The organism is Hymenobacter edaphi (genome assembly GCF_003258365.1).
GTDB classification, from domain to species: domain Bacteria; phylum Bacteroidota; class Bacteroidia; order Cytophagales; family Hymenobacteraceae; genus Solirubrum; species Solirubrum edaphi.
In genome coordinates this window covers 356,905-369,775 of record NZ_QHKM01000003.1, presented here as the reverse complement: position 1 = coordinate 369,775, position 12,871 = coordinate 356,905, and the positions used below count along the sequence as shown (strand labels likewise).

14 protein-coding genes are annotated in these 12,871 nt (G+C 66.8%); 8 read left to right on the top strand and 6 right to left on the bottom strand.

Translation table 11 applies throughout. The annotated features are described in order from the left end of the window. Positions 1–31: 31 nt before the first annotated feature. Positions 32–1,522 carry a BatD family protein gene (locus DLM85_RS12015; protein WP_165822120.1) on the bottom strand — a complete coding sequence of 497 codons (1,491 nt, stop codon included), beginning with the start codon at positions 1,520–1,522 and terminating at the stop codon, positions 32–34. A gap of 470 nt (positions 1,523–1,992) precedes the next feature. On the opposite strand from DLM85_RS12015, the gene DLM85_RS12010 reads away from it, so the two are divergent. From DLM85_RS12010 to DLM85_RS11990, 5 genes are all read left to right on the top strand, one after another. Then, positions 1,993–2,727, top strand: coding sequence for a ferritin-like domain-containing protein (locus tag DLM85_RS12010; protein ID WP_111478345.1), 735 nt, complete (start codon positions 1,993–1,995; stop codon positions 2,725–2,727). Between the two features lie 24 nt (positions 2,728–2,751). After that, positions 2,752–3,693 (top strand): ferritin-like domain-containing protein, encoded by a 942-nt coding sequence (locus DLM85_RS12005; RefSeq protein ID WP_111478344.1) that lies wholly within the window; start codon positions 2,752–2,754, stop codon positions 3,691–3,693. 202 nt (positions 3,694–3,895) lie between these two features. Beyond that, the gene (locus DLM85_RS12000; protein ID WP_111478343.1) at positions 3,896–4,609 is read left to right on the top strand and encodes a ferritin-like domain-containing protein; all 714 of its coding nucleotides are present in this window, start codon (positions 3,896–3,898) and stop codon (positions 4,607–4,609) included. Positions 4,610–4,626: 17 nt separating this feature from the next. Next, on the top strand, positions 4,627–5,472 hold the full coding sequence (locus DLM85_RS11995; RefSeq protein ID WP_111478342.1) for a ferritin-like domain-containing protein: 846 nt from the start codon (positions 4,627–4,629) through the stop codon (positions 5,470–5,472). A gap of 219 nt (positions 5,473–5,691) precedes the next feature. Then, positions 5,692–5,886 (top strand): hypothetical protein, encoded by a 195-nt coding sequence (locus DLM85_RS11990; RefSeq protein ID WP_111478341.1) that lies wholly within the window; start codon positions 5,692–5,694, stop codon positions 5,884–5,886. Here the strand turns inward: DLM85_RS11990 and queG are convergent. After that, a complete protein-coding gene (gene queG, locus DLM85_RS11985; RefSeq protein WP_111478340.1) occupies positions 5,873–6,874 on the bottom strand; it encodes a tRNA epoxyqueuosine(34) reductase QueG in 1,002 nt (333 codons plus the stop codon). The two genes, DLM85_RS11990 and queG, sit on opposite strands and share 14 nt — an antisense overlap. 151 nt (positions 6,875–7,025) lie before the next feature. Further along, a complete protein-coding gene (ruvB, locus tag DLM85_RS11980; protein WP_111478339.1) occupies positions 7,026–8,075 on the bottom strand; it encodes a Holliday junction branch migration DNA helicase RuvB in 1,050 nt (349 codons plus the stop codon). A 213-nt stretch (positions 8,076–8,288) separates the two neighbouring features. Between ruvB and DLM85_RS11975 the strand changes: the two genes are divergently transcribed. Beyond that, entirely contained in the window at positions 8,289–9,392 is a 1,104-nt protein-coding gene (locus tag DLM85_RS11975; RefSeq protein ID WP_111478338.1) for a hypothetical protein, read from the top strand. Between the two features lie 141 nt (positions 9,393–9,533). Here DLM85_RS11975 and DLM85_RS11970 read toward each other — a convergent pair whose 3' ends face one another. Further along, positions 9,534–10,283: a hypothetical protein gene (locus DLM85_RS11970; protein ID WP_133257028.1), complete on the bottom strand. Its 750-nt coding sequence runs from the start codon at positions 10,281–10,283 to the stop codon at positions 9,534–9,536. A gap of 301 nt (positions 10,284–10,584) precedes the next feature. Here DLM85_RS11970 and DLM85_RS11965 point away from each other — a divergent pair, with 301 nt between their 5' ends. After that, complete coding sequence (locus tag DLM85_RS11965; protein WP_111478336.1) at positions 10,585–11,247, top strand: DUF3575 domain-containing protein; 663 nt, start codon at positions 10,585–10,587, stop codon at positions 11,245–11,247. Between the two features lie 35 nt (positions 11,248–11,282). On the opposite strand, the gene DLM85_RS11960 is transcribed toward DLM85_RS11965, so the two are convergent. After that, the gene (locus DLM85_RS11960; RefSeq protein WP_111478335.1) at positions 11,283–11,618 is read right to left on the bottom strand and encodes an HIRAN domain-containing protein; all 336 of its coding nucleotides are present in this window, start codon (positions 11,616–11,618) and stop codon (positions 11,283–11,285) included. A 45-nt stretch (positions 11,619–11,663) separates the two neighbouring features. After that, entirely contained in the window at positions 11,664–12,269 is a 606-nt protein-coding gene (locus DLM85_RS25765) for an acyl carrier protein (protein WP_207891016.1), read from the bottom strand. 94 nt (positions 12,270–12,363) lie between these two features. On the opposite strand from DLM85_RS25765, the gene DLM85_RS11950 reads away from it, so the two are divergent. After that, positions 12,364–12,825 (top strand): DUF4268 domain-containing protein, encoded by a 462-nt coding sequence (locus tag DLM85_RS11950; RefSeq protein WP_111478334.1) that lies wholly within the window; start codon positions 12,364–12,366, stop codon positions 12,823–12,825. Positions 12,826–12,871 lie beyond the last annotated feature (46 nt).

Here is a 12,871-nt window from a genome sequence, read left to right as displayed (position 1 = left end):
CAGCGGCTTTTTTTATGACCGCCTCTCCCGCTCAGCGCCGGGCCGTCCACCAGCCAATGCCCGCCAGCGCCAGCAGCAGCGCCAGCACCAGGTTGGCGTAGCGCTTCACCTGCCGGGGCGTGTCCATGTCCATCAGCGTGGCGTCGGCGCTGGCCAGCTGCTGGGCGTAGAAGGGGTCGGTGCGCACAAAGGCGGTGACTTCCTGCGGCGGCGTCACGGCCGGGCCCGTCACGGCCAGCTCCAGCTCCGGGCGCAGCGTGTCGTAGCGGCCACGGTCGGGGTGGAAGACGGGCACCCGCAGCACGTCGCGCAGGCGCAGGCGCCCGGGCTGCCGGGGCACCAGCCGGTAGCGCAGCACCTTGCGCCCCGTCACGCGGCCGTCGGCGCGGGTAAGCTCCAGGTGCACTTCGGGCCCGTACACTTCTAGGCCCGGCACCGGGCGGGGCTCGGGCGGGGCCAGGGCCGTCAGGTTGCCTTCGCCCTCCACCGTGAGCGTGTAGCTGATGGTGTGCCCGGTGCGGAAGCTGGTGCTGCCCACCCCTTCGCGCAGCTGGTAGCGGCCCACGGCGGCGGGCGCGGCCCCGGCGGGCACCGGCGGCAGGGCGCGCACCTGCACGGTGCGAGGCTGGCTGAAGTAGGTTTTGTAGCCTTCCAGGCGGTTGTCGTCGCCCTCGATGGGGCGCTTGGCCAGCCGGTATTTCTTCATCTGCAGCGCCACCCGCGGAAACGTCAGCGCCCGGGCGCTGAGCGGGTAGTACACGGTTTCGTGCAGCTGGTAGCGCAGGTAGGGCTTGCCACCCACGCGCACCGAATCGGGCCGGATGTCGGTTTCGTCGAAGGCTTCTTCCCAGGCCGTGGGCTGGCGCAGCTGGCGCAAAATGGGGGGTAGCTGCTCGGCAAAGCGGTAGAAATCGAGCAGGCCCTGGTCGGCGGGGGCCAGGTAGAAGTACAGCCCCACGTGCACCGGCTCGCCCACCCAGGCCGAGGCCCGGTCCGGCTCCACGCTCAGGAAGGCGTTGTCGCGCGGCTCCACGTACTCCTGCGGCTTGGGCTTGCCCAGCAGCTGGTCGAGGTTGCCGATGCCCACCAGCGGCTGCTTGCCCGCGGGCGGCGGGCCGGCGGCGGCGGGCGGCGGAGTGCCTGCCGCCGCCTGCGGCAGCACGCGTAGCGTGGCCCCGGCCGAGCGCAGCTGCTGCCCGTTGACGGTGAGGCTGAAGGGCTTCAGCACGAATTCACCCTCGGCAAAAGCCGCGTAGCGCTGCGTCAGCACCAGTTCCACGCTGCTGCGCCCGCCCACGGTGCGGGTGGTGGTGGTCGAGGTTTTGCCGCTTTTCTTGAAGCCCTCGATGTCGGGGAAGGCGGAGTAGCGCTCCAGCGGCGCCCCGCTGAGCCGGAAGGCAATGGTGAAGTACTCGTTGACGGGAAAGCTGCTACGGCCCAGTTCCAGCGTGGCCTGCTGCCCGGCGGGCGGGGCGGCCAGCGGGGTCGTGGGCTGGGCGTAGCTCGCCGTGGATGCAGCCACAACGCACAAGAACCACCCGCTCAGCAAAAGAAAATAACGCCACGCCATGTAGTCAAAACTACGAAGAAAACCGCGCCGCCAGCCGCGGCGGGGCGGTTTCGGCAGCGGCCTTCGGGGCCGGTGGCGGGCCGGCGCTGCGCCGGGGGCCGGCCGGTCCCGGGGCGCCCCGGACGGTCGGCTGCATAAAAAACGGTGCTGCTGCTTTCGGGGCCGGGCCCGCCGGATTGGCGTCTGCGCGCTTCAGCGGGCGTTTTGGCGGCTCAAGCTCAACAGATTTTTTATATAAAATTTCCCCGATATAAACAATTATTTTCCAGAAAAAGAATCCAGCGGCCCGGCCCGGCCGTACGTGCATCAAATTCCTTCTGCTTTCTGGTCCAAAGTTTTCCTCCCGGAGCCCTATTCGGCGCTGGACAGGAAGTGCTACGCCAAAAGTTTTCGTCCAACCATTCACCACATCCTTATTTCGCATGGCCACCCCACACCAATCCCCGGCCCCCGATGAGGTCGGCTTCGGCAGCCAGCTGCTCCAGTCCGTCAACCGTCGTTCTTTTCTGCGCTATTCCGGCATGACGGCCGCAGCAGTCGGGCTTGTACTAGCCGGTTGCGACGACGACGACAACGGCGGCAGCACGCCCACCAGCGTTAATCTGGGCTCCGGCAACGTCGGCGTCCTGAACTACGCCTACGCCCTGGAGCAGCTCGAAGCTGCCTTCTACGCCCAGGTTGTAGCCACGCCCTACACCGGCATCACGGCCGATGAAACGGCGGCGCTGCGGGCCATTGCCCGCCACGAAGCCATTCACCGCGACTTTTTCAAGGCCGCCATTACCGCCGTGGCGCCCACCGGCATCATCGGCAACCTGACGCCCAACTTCACCGGCTTCAACTTCGCTGATAAAGGCTCGGTGCTCAGCCTGGCCCGTACGTTCGAGGACCTGGGCGTGGCCGCCTACAACGGGGCCGGCCGCCTGATCGACACCTCGACGCCCGCCGGCCTGACGTACCTGGTGCTGGCTGGCAAAATCGTGTCGGTGGAAGCCCGCCACGCCGCCCAGATCCGTGAGTTCCTGCAGGCCGGCAGCTTCGCCAACGACGTGGTGAATGCCCTGGGCCTCGACCGCGCCCTGACGCCGACCGAAGTGCTGGCCCAGGCGCAGCCCTTCATCACCGAGACGATCAACGGCAGCAACCTGCCCAGCTAATCCACCATCAACGTTCCATACGACATGAACCTGTTTAAAATCCTTGCCGAACTGGAGCAGGTGGATCCGGAAGTAGCCGACCGCCTGAATTCCCGCCGCAGCGCCCTTTCCGCGCTCGGCAATATTTCCAAGAAAATCACGCTGGCCAGCGCCCCGGCCATTATCGGGGCGGCCTTCAACAAGACGCTGGCGCAGGGCACCGGCAGCCCGCTCGCCGACGTGCTGAACTACGCCCTGCTGCTGGAGCGCCTCGAGGCCGCGTACTACACCCGCGCCCTGCAGGCCTCCACGGCCCCGGCGCTGGCCACCGCATTCAGCGGCAACGCCACCCTGCGCACGGCCATTGAGAAAATCCGCGACAACGAAAACGCGCACGTGGCCCTGCTGACGGCCGCGCTGGGCTCGGCGGCGGCCGCGGCTCCCACCGGCTTCAACTTCGCAGCCGCTTACACCGACCTGCCGACCTTCCTCACGTTTGCCCAGGCGTTCGAAGACCTCGGCGTGCGCGCCTACAAAGGCCAGGCCGGCAACATCTCCCGCACGGCCACTGTGGCCGCCAACACTTCGGTGACGGTGACCAACGCCGGGCAATCTTCCACGGCCAGCATCGGGGGCGCCAACGTGCTGCAGGTGGCGCTGCAGATTCACGCCACCGAAGCCCGCCACGCGGCCTACATCCGCTACCTGCGCCGGCAGGCGGCCTACGCCACCGCCGCCAGCGGCAGCATCGGCAACCAGTTTGGCTGGATTACGGGCAAAGCCGGCAACGGCGCCCCGGCGCCCGTGTACGACGCCGGCAACCCGGCTACCACCTTCCCGGCCGAAGACAACGTGTCGCAGGGCGGCCTGAACCTGACCTCGCAGCTCGCCGCTACCTACACGGCGGCCGAGGTGAGCGAAGCCTTCGACGAGCCGCTGGACAGCGCCACCGTGCGCAGCATTGCCTCGGGCTTCATCATTCCGTAAGCGGCAGCGCCGCTTCCGCACGCAAAGCCAATCCGCTCCGGCGGGTTGGCTTTTTGCGTGTCCGGGCCCGCGCGGCGCCCGTGCAACCCCCGGCCCCGGTTGCGGCTCCTGCTATACGGGCTGAGATTCGACGCGCAACGAGTACCTTTGCGGTTCAGGTCCGCGGCAATTCCCTGCCCGTAAGCTCATTTGATTTTAGCGTATGCCCGAGGCATCATCTTCTACTGCCCCGTCGGGACTCAGCCGGCGGACTTTTCTTACCCACACCGGGGTGGCGGCCGCCTCGCTGCTGCTGCTGACGGCCTGCCCCGATCCGGAAACGCCCCCGGTCGTGACGCCCACCATCAGCCTGACCGGCGGCGACGAAGGCGTGCTGAACTACCTCTTCCTGCTGGAGCGCGTGGCCACGGAGCTGTACGCTAAGGTGCTGGCCACCCCGCCCGCCGAGCTGACCGCCGCCGACCTGGGCGTGCTGCGCGACATTTACCGCCACAACTTCATTCACCGCGAGCTGCTGCAGCTGACCATGAGCGCCAACGGCTTTACGGCCAACGCCGGCATCAGCGCGCAGAGCTTCGACTACGCGTCGTTCACGCTCACCACCCGCCTCGGCGTGCTGAACGCCGCGCAGTCCCTGGCCGATCTGACCGTGGCCGCGTACTGCGGCGCTGCCCGCCTGCTGAGCAGCGGCGTGCTGCTGCGCCTGTTTGTGAAGATGATGGCGGTGAAGGCCCGCCACGCCGCCGCCCTGCGCGACCTGCGTACCCCCGGCAGCTTCGCCGCCACCGATGTGGTGCCCCAAACCGGCGCTGAGGCAGGCCTCAACCAGGTGCTGACGCCCGCCGAGGTGCTGGCCGAACTCAGCAAGTTCACCTCCCCCGTTCAACTTTCGGTTGGGTCTCTGCCCACCAGCTAATACCGCGTGCTTCCCGTATGAACCTGCTTTCTTTTCTTGAGCAACTAGCCACGGCCGACGCGGCTGCGCATCCCACGGCCCGGCGCGGCGCCCTCGGGCAGCTGGCCCACACCGCCGCGGCAGCGCTGCCCGCCGCCGTACTGGGTGCCCTGCTGGCCCAGCCGGCCACCGCCCAGATCCTGGGCACCGGCCTCGACGGCCTGCAGCTGACGTTGCGCGTGGAGTGGCTGCAGGATGAATTTTACGCCCGCGTGCCCGCCAGCCTGGTGCCAGCCGCCATGCAGGCGGATTTCACGCTGATCCGGGCCCAGCAGCGCCAGCACATTGCCCTGCTCGAATCGTACATCCGCACCTCCGGCGGCGTGCTGGCCGCGCGCCCCAGCTACGACTTTACCGGCGGCCGCGGCGGCACGTCCCAGATTTTCCCCGACGTCTTCACCAACCTCGACACCCTGCTGCTGGTGGCCCAGGTGCTCGAAGACCTGAGCGTGCGCACCTACGCCTACGCCTTGCCGCTGGTGGCCAGCAACAACGACCAGATTGACAGCCTCAGCCGCATGTTTGCGGTGGAAGGCCGCCACGCGGCGCACCTGCGCCAGTTGCGCCGCCAGCGGGGCGCCACCGTCAAGCACTGGATCAGCGGCGCCGAAACGGCCCTGCCCACGACTACCGCCAACGTGTACGCCGGCGAAGACCGGGTGCTGCAACAAGTGGCGGGCCTGGCCTCGCGCGACGTGAGCACCCTGCTGCCGACCATCGGCGGCATTACCGCCGCCGAAATCCGCGCGGCGGCCACCGAGGCCTTCGACGAGCCGCTTACCTACGACGCGGCAACGGCCATTATCCAGGTTTTCGCCTACTAAGCCGCTATTCCACGGATTTGCGCCCACCGGCCGCTGCCTTTCCGGCAGCGGCCGTTTTTTTTGTCTGCGCCTTGCATTATACCCCCGACTTGTTGTATCTTTCCCCGTACCGGCTTGAAACAGCTAATGTTTGTTAGCCTTTTTCGTTCCTATGCGTATAGGGATGCCGTCCGTTCTCCCAGCCCCTAGTTTCCCCATCCACTTCACCCCACTACCACGATGCTGGAATACGTAAAAACCATTCTGCTCAAGGTCAGCTTCGACGGAACGCTGTTTGAGAAAGAGCTTCGGAAGGCCCTGCGTACGCTCGTGCCCGACGAGGCCGGCCAGCTCAAGGCTTGGTGTTACCAGCAATTTGCCAAGCTCTACCGCCGGGTGCTCAACCGGGTGTTCCGGCAGGTTAGCTTGACGTAGTTTCCCCCTTTTCCGCTTCGATGGACGCCGGCCCTCCTGAGGCCGGCGTTTCTATTATAAAGCGGATGTTGCGCTGCAGGCCCGCGTAGCCGGTACGCTTCACGGCCGAGTGCCGAAACAGCGTCTGAAACACTTCCTGGGTGATTTCGCGCCAGTCGGTTTCGCGCATTTCCTTGAGCTGCGGGTGCGGGCTGAACTGCGCCTCCGGCGTGGGGCGGCTGAAGCGGTTCCAGGGGCACACGTCCTGGCAGATGTCGCAGCCAAAAATCCAGTTGCCCAGCTGGCCCTGCACCTCGACGGGCAGCTGGTCCTTCAGCTCGATGGTGAAGTAGCTGATGCACTTGCTGCCGTCGACCACGTAGGGCTCGGTAATGGCCTGGGTGGGGCAGGCGTCGAGGCAGCGGGTGCAGCTGCCGCAGTAGTCGCGGATGGGGCCGTCGTAGGCCAGCTCCACGTCCACAATCAGCTCGGCAATGAAGTAGAACGAGCCGGCCCCGGGCGTAATCAGGTTGGCGTTCTTGCCCACCCAGCCCAGGCCGCTCTTTTTGGCCCACGCCTTGTCGAGCACCGGCGCCGAATCGACGAAGGCCCGGCCGCCGACCTCGCCGATGTGGGCCTGCATGTCCCACAGCAGGTGCTTGAGCTTGTCCTTGATGACGTGGTGGTAGTCGCGGCCGTAGGCATACTTGCTGACCTGAAGCGTGTCGGCAGGCTGCTGGTCCTCTTCGGCCGGGTAGTAGTTCAGCAGCAGCGAAATCACCGACTTGGCCCCGTCGACCAGGCGGCGCGGGTCCAGGCGCTTGTCGAAGTGGTTTTCCATCCAGCGCATCTGGCCCTGCATGCCCTTGCTGAGCCATTGCTCCAGCCGCGGCGCTTCCTCCTCCAGAAACTCGGCCCGGGAAATGCCGCAGGCCATGAAGCCCAGCTCCGCCGCGCGGCGCTTGATGAAGCCGGTCCATTCGGCGCGGGTGAGGTCGGCGGCTTGCATCGGGTTTTTGGTGATTGGTGCCTGGCTGTTGGCGGCGGGGCCGCAGCCAGCAGCGGATTCAACTATAAAGAAGAAGCGTGTCTGAACAAGCTCAGACACGCTTCCAGACCACAAAGGTCCAAAAACCAGTAACAAACAACCAACAACCCGCCTACTCCTGCGTGAACAGGTCGCCGGCCACGTTGCCGCGCATGTGCTGGGGCAGCGGGCGGCCCAGGTGGGTGTAGGCCTGCTCGGTGGCTTCGCGGCCGCGCGAGGTGCGCTTGATGTAGCCTTCCTGAATCAGGAACGGCTCGTACACTTCCTCGATGGTTTCGGCTTCCTCGCCGCAGGCGGTGGCAATGGTGGTAATGCCCACCGGGCCGCCCTTGAACTTGTCGATGATGGTCGACAGGATACGCTTGTCCATGTCGTCGAGGCCCTGGGAGTCCACGTCGAGGGCGTTGAGGGCGAACTGGGCAATGTCGCGGGTGATGGTGCCGGTGCCTTTGATCTGGGCGAAGTCGCGGGTGCGGCGCAGCAGGTTGTTGGCAATGCGGGGCGTGCCGCGCGAGCGGCGGGCAATTTCGAAGGCCGCGTCCGCGTGAATCGGCGTACCCAGAATGTCGGCCGAGCGCTCCACGATGTCAGTCAGCAGCTTGGCATCGTAGTACTCCAGGCGCGAGCTGATGCCGAAGCGGGCCCGCAGCGGCGCCGTGAGCATCCCCGAGCGCGTGGTGGCCCCGATGAGCGTAAACGGCGAGAGGGAAATCTGCACGGAGCGGGCGTTGGGGCCCGAGTCGAGCATGATGTCGATGCGGTAGTCCTCCATGGCCGAGTAGAGGTATTCCTCCACCACCGGGTTAAGGCGGTGAATCTCGTCGATGAAGAGCACGTCGTGCGGGTCGAGGTTGGTGAGCAGGCCCGCCAGGTCGGAGGGCTTGTCGAGCACCGGGCCCGAGGTCATCTTGATGCCCGCACCCAGCTCGTTGGCAATGATGTGCGAGAGGGTGGTTTTGCCCAGGCCGGGGGGGCCGTGCAGCAGCACGTGGTCGAGGGCGTCGCCGCGCTGCTTGGCGGCGGCCACGAACACCTGCAGGTTGTCGACGACCTTGGCCTGGCCGGCAAAGTCGGCGAAGCTCAGGGGGCGCAGGGCCTTGTCAATCTCTTTGTCGGTGGCGTTCATATGGTCGGCGCCACCGGTCAGGTATGATTCGCGCATACGGAAAGGCGTAAAGCGGTATGTTCAGTAGGTAAAGTAACACCTCCCGGCGGCAAATCATTTCGTGTGTACAATATTTTTAGCCAATACTTTTCAACTCAAGCTTTATTTACCAAAATTATTAGCAAATAAAGCACCCGCCAGTCCGCGAATAAGACAACGAAATGTTGCTTAACTTATCGACTGTACCGCGTGTTCATCCGCCGCCGTTGTATGTCCGAACAGAGTGACGCCCCTACCGCCGCCGACGCGCTGCCGCCCGGCTTTTACGAGCGAATTGCCCCGTTTCTGCAGTTGTGCGGCATGGGCTGCCTGCAGTTTTTCAGCCGCCCCCACGACCCGCTTCCGCAGGAAATAACCGACCTGACCGGGCTGGACCTGGCCGGCACCCGCATGATTACGGCCATCAACAACAACGACATGCTGGCCCGGCAGCTGCTGGAGGAGCCCGAGCTGTTTTACGTGCACCTGCTGGTGGGCTGCCTGCTGCTCGACGGGCCCTTGGCCGCGCCGGTGCTGCGCTTTCTGGAGCAGGGCATGCACCTGGATGCTGAGCAGACCGATGCCCTGCGGGCGCGCCTGCTGCCGTTTGGGGAAACGTTCGTGGAGCTGGTGGGCCGTTTTGCGGCGCACGACGACGAGGAAGCCCGCGAGGACCTGCACCTGCTGCGCCTGCAGATCGAAGGCGCCTTTGCGCGCCTGGCCCACACGCTGCAAGTCACCGACCTGCCGCCCGCCGCCCCTGAAAACAACGAAAACGACGATTGGGACCAGGAAAATGGCAAATTTGAAGAGGACGAGGACGACGAGCTGATCTTCGAAATCAAGTTTCGGGAGGAGCAGTTGCATATGCTGCGGCTGGCCGTGACGCTGGCGCGGGTGCTGCCCTCGCTTTCGGCGCAGCCCTTTGCGCAGGCGGTGGCCGGGCTGTCGGGCTGCTCGGTGCCGTCCATGGCCGCGCTCAACGGCCGCCTGCGCGAAGCCACCGACGCCGCCCCCACGCAGATGTCGTGGCACGATGTAGCCCTGCTCTACCAAAGCACGCAGGTACTGGCCATGGCCATGGTATCGAACGTGCTGGACGTGCTGCGCTGGGAAGAGCAGCTGAGCGAGGAAGCAGCGGCCGAAACGCCCCCCGCCGAAGCTCCCGACCCCGAGGCGGCCGCGCTGACGCCGCCGGAGCGCTTTGCCCGCCGCCAGGAAATCATCTGCATGATGATAACCGGCTTCGTGGAGTGCGTGCAGGAGCATTTTGCCGACGAGCCCCGCCTCAACGAACTGCGCCGGGAAGTAACGGCCCTGGCTGATCTGCTGTAGGCAGATTAGGGGCAGAATCTGCGGCCGATTGTTGCCCATTGCGCCGGCGTACCGCCCGGTAGGCTCGTTATTCCTGGTTCCCCGGCTCCCGCACCGCACCGCACCGCCACCCGCTGGCGGCCTGGCCCGCTCCGGCGGCAGTTACGCCCTGGGAGAGGCTGGTGCAGATAACGGCGTTGCCGCGCGGCGCCACAGTTGCCGCAGCGACAACACGTGCAGCGTGTAGGCCACGGGCACGATGAACAGGGGCAGCCACACCAGCGGAAACCGGCTGACCACGACGTTGGCCGGCTCGTTCCAGAACTGCCGGAAGGGCGTCGGGGCCGAGAGCAGGGCAATGGTGACGATGTTCAGCAGCAGGGCTAGCCCGAGCACGTTCCATGCCGCTGCCACCTGCCAGGGCCAGCGACGACGCGTGAAGCAGAAATACGCCACCACCGGCGCCGTCAGGCCCGTCAGCACGTCCCAGTTCAGGCCCTCGAAAGTCATTTGCCGGGGCACGGCGCCGGCCAGCATCAGCAGCCACAGCACCAGCTCCACCCCCACACGCATGCTTTGCAGGTACAGCAGCCCGGCCTGGGGCAGCGCATCGAGCAGGCGGCCCACGGCGGCGGAGCGGGCCAGCAGCATCGTCGCCAGCAGCGGGAGGGGCAGCAGCAACAGCAACCGCGGCGGGCGGGTATCGAAACCCAGGGCCCCGGCAGCGGCCAGCGCACCCGTCAGGGCCAGCCAGCAGGCCAGGACGGCCGCCGTGCGGGGCAGCACCCGGGGCCGGGCGGGGCCAAGTGCGCCGGCCAGGGCCCGCCGCAGGCCCAGCAGCACCGCGGCCAGCACCCCGGCCACCACAACCACAAACAGCCCGGCGGCCAGCATATACAAGGAAGAGTTCATGGAAGCACGGCCGTTGGTGAGTGATGGGCCAAAGCTAATTCCGCCCCCCGAAGGTGCAGGCGCTGCTGCCGCGCAGATTCATAAACAACGACAGCGGCCCCTCGATATCGGGGCGGTGGGCCGGGCTACTTCGGCTTTCAGCCAGGCCAGGTCGGGAAACGCGGTGCGAAACATAAACCAAAAGGGCGGCAGGTGCGGAAGATACCCGTTTGCGCGGGGCCGGCCCGGCCACCGGGGCCCGCCTCACGCCCGGCCGCAAAATGGATAACTTCCGCCCGGCTCCCACCCGCTTCTCCGCCCAATGGCTCGTCTGCTTTCTGCGCTCCTGCTGCTACCCGGCCTCGCGCTGGCCCAGGCCGCGCCGCCCTCCATTCTTCAGCCCCGCATCATCCTGAAGCTGACGCCCCTCGCGCTGCTCGACCCGGGCACGCCCACGCTGCTGCTGGGGGCCGAGTACCGGCTGCGCCCGCGCCTGGGCGTGGCCCTCGACTACGGCCACTCGGTGCGGCAGCCCTACCCTATTCGCTACCGCACCGACTGGCGCTGCCACAAGCTGCGCGCGGAGCTGCGCTCCTACTTTGCCGAAACGGCTGGCCGGGCGGGCTTCTGGGCCGTGGAAGCCGCGTATCTGCCGCAGCGCTACACCCTGCGCCACTACGAGCAGGCCGCGTACGTGCACTACTTCGATCCGGCCCGGGTGCGGCGCGACGTGTGGGCGCTGGCTGCCCACGCGGGCTGGCTGTGGGGCCTGGGGCCGCGCTGGCGCCTGGAGCTGGCGGGCGGCCTGGGCGTGCGGCGGCGCAGCGTGCGCTACGCCGTGCGCAACGAAACCGTGGCCTCGCGCGGCAGCGCGTACGAAGGCCTCTTTACCAGCGACGAAACGCCGGGCACCACGGCCTGGCTGCCGCAGCTGGCCGTGCGCTTCAAAGTCGGCTACGCCCTCGGGGCGGCACCCCGGCGCTGACGAGCGGGACCGGCCGGTTGGGCCAACCCACCGGGCTACTCGTGCAGCAACACTTCGATGTTGAGGTACAGCCAGTCGTCTTCCCAGGATTTGTGGGTGAGGCGGGCGGTGATGTGCTTGCCCGCGTCGAGCAGCCGGGCCACGGTTTCGTTGCGGCCTTCAGGCAGGTAGCCCAGCCACACCCCGCCCGCCTCGGGCTGGGTGTGCACCTGCACGGCCCAGTCGTCGAAGGTGCTGTCGGCCTCGCGGCGCAGGGCCAGGGGCTGGTCGATTTTCAGCTGGGGCTCGTGCTCGGTGAGGTTGTCGCGGTGCGAGGTGCCCGCAACGAGGCATTCGAGGATGACGAGCGGAGCGGCGGGGGTCGTGGGCATGGGGCGGAGGCTTAGCGGCTGCAAAATAGCAATGTAGCGGGCTTCTCAGTCCATACCCAGGTCGTAGGTGATGCTGTCCGAGGGGCGAATTTCCCAGATATCAACGCCCGACTTCTCGCCGACGATGCTACAGACGGCGCGCAGCACGTCGTAGGACCGGGTCAGCGCGGGGCCGTGGTAGAAGCGCCGGTAGTTCAGCGCCGCCGTCCAGTCCACCAAATCGTCCACGGTGCCCTGGCGCCAGTCGACCCACCGCTGGGGCTCCCGCCCGAACAGCCGCCCCAGCCAGGACGTGGGCGGCACGGGCCGCCAGGGGTCGGTGAATGCGGGCAAATCCCAGCCGAGCCGGGTGGCCAGCGGCGCCAGCAGGGGCCGCCAGTGCGCGGCCGTGGCGGGCAGCAGCGCGGCCAGCGGCGTGGCGCCGGTGGGCGGGTGCGCCAGGCGCAGCGCGGCCTGCAGCTCCCGGCTCAGCGTGGCGAGGCAGTGCTGCCGCACCGGCGAGGGCGTGGCCGCATCGCAGCCGCCGCGCAGCCGGCAGACGCCATCGGCCAGCTGCTGCACGGTGCTCATCTGCTCGGCTTCGCGGTCGGGGACATCGAGGCCGAAGTAGGCTTCGAGCTCATCGATCAGCTCAACGGTATCGAGGCCCATAGCATAGATAAAAGCAGCGGATGCAGCATATCGTGGACCCAACTTACTTCGTAGGGCGCATTATACCTTCGCGCCCCGCTTAGCCTTTCCCTCGATGTACAGCAAAACCGAAGCCGCGCAGCTGCGGCAGGCGTTCTGGACCGCCTTCGGCCAATACATGCAGCCGGTGCCTTCGGCGGAAGGCCTGCCCACCAACTGGGTGAACTACAAAACCGGCCTCAAGCACGTGTTTTTCCGCCTGCACGCCGACACGCGCCGCGCCACCGTCGGCATCGATATTACCCACCCCGATGCGGGCCTGCGCGAGCTGTTCTTCGAGCAGTTTCGGGAGCTGCGCGCCCTGCTGGAGGAAGCCACCGGCGAAGCCTGGACCTGGGCCGCCGACACCACCGACGAGTACGGCAAGCCCATCAGCCGCATTTACCAGGAGCTGACACCGGTAAACCTGTTCAGCCGCGAGGACTGGCCCCGGCTGATTTCCTTTTTCAAGCCGCGCATCGTGGCCCTGGACGAGTTCTGGAGCACGGCGCAGTACGCCTTCGACGAGCTGCGCTGAGCCCGGCCGCCCGGCCTGAGCATGGCTTGATTTGTGCGCTGTCGGC